Here is a 745-nt window from a genome sequence, read left to right on the forward strand (position 1 = left end):
TAAAGGGTCGAGGCAGTTTTTCTATTATTTAGTAAAACTTTCGGATAGCTGTGAGAAATATTAAATGAATTTATAAATGGCAAACATGCCGAAATAAGTGTTTTAAAAAATAAAATAGAAAATATCCAATACGTATAATAAGCCTTAAAGAAAGATTTTAAAAGAATCTCGGCAATATTTCGGCAAAATAATATACAAAAAACCCAAAACATGAATTATCAATGTTTTGGGTTTTAAAAGTGCGGATAATAGGACTCGAACCTACACGCCTTGCGGCACCAGATCCTAAGTCTGGCATGTCTACCAATTTCACCATATCCGCGCAATTGTGGGTGCAAAGATACACTTAACTTCTTATTTTCAAAACAATTTTGATAAAAAATATTCATACTCTTTTTGTACTTTTGAACATACAAACAAAATTCACCTAATGGAAAATATTAAAGCATACGTTCAAGAACACAAAGATCGCTTTATCAACGAGTTAATCGAATTACTAAAAATTCCATCTGTAAGTGCCGACACCGCCTACTCACATGATGTTTTTGAAACTGCCGATGCCGTAAAAGCCAGTTTAGAGAAAGCCGGCTGCGATCTAGTCGAAATATGCGACACACCAGGCTACCCAATCGTGTATGGCGAAAAAATCATCGACCCTAACTTACCTACCGTTTTAGTGTACGGACATTATGATGTACAACCACCAGATCCATTGGAACTTTGGACTTCTCCCCCATTTGAACCA

General features: G+C 35.7%; 1 tRNA gene and 1 pseudogene. One reads left to right on the forward strand and one right to left on the reverse strand.

The features are described from left to right. Positions 1-240 precede the first annotated feature (240 nt). A tRNA-Leu gene (locus AC061C_RS15855) sits at positions 241-322 on the reverse strand. 108 nt (positions 323-430) lie between these two features. Here AC061C_RS15855 and AC061C_RS15860 point away from each other — a divergent pair. Beyond that, positions 431-745 (forward strand): annotated as a pseudogene (locus tag AC061C_RS15860) (peptidase dimerization domain protein); the annotation flags it as partial.

This window comes from Flavobacterium sp. GNP010 (assembly GCF_056428945.1).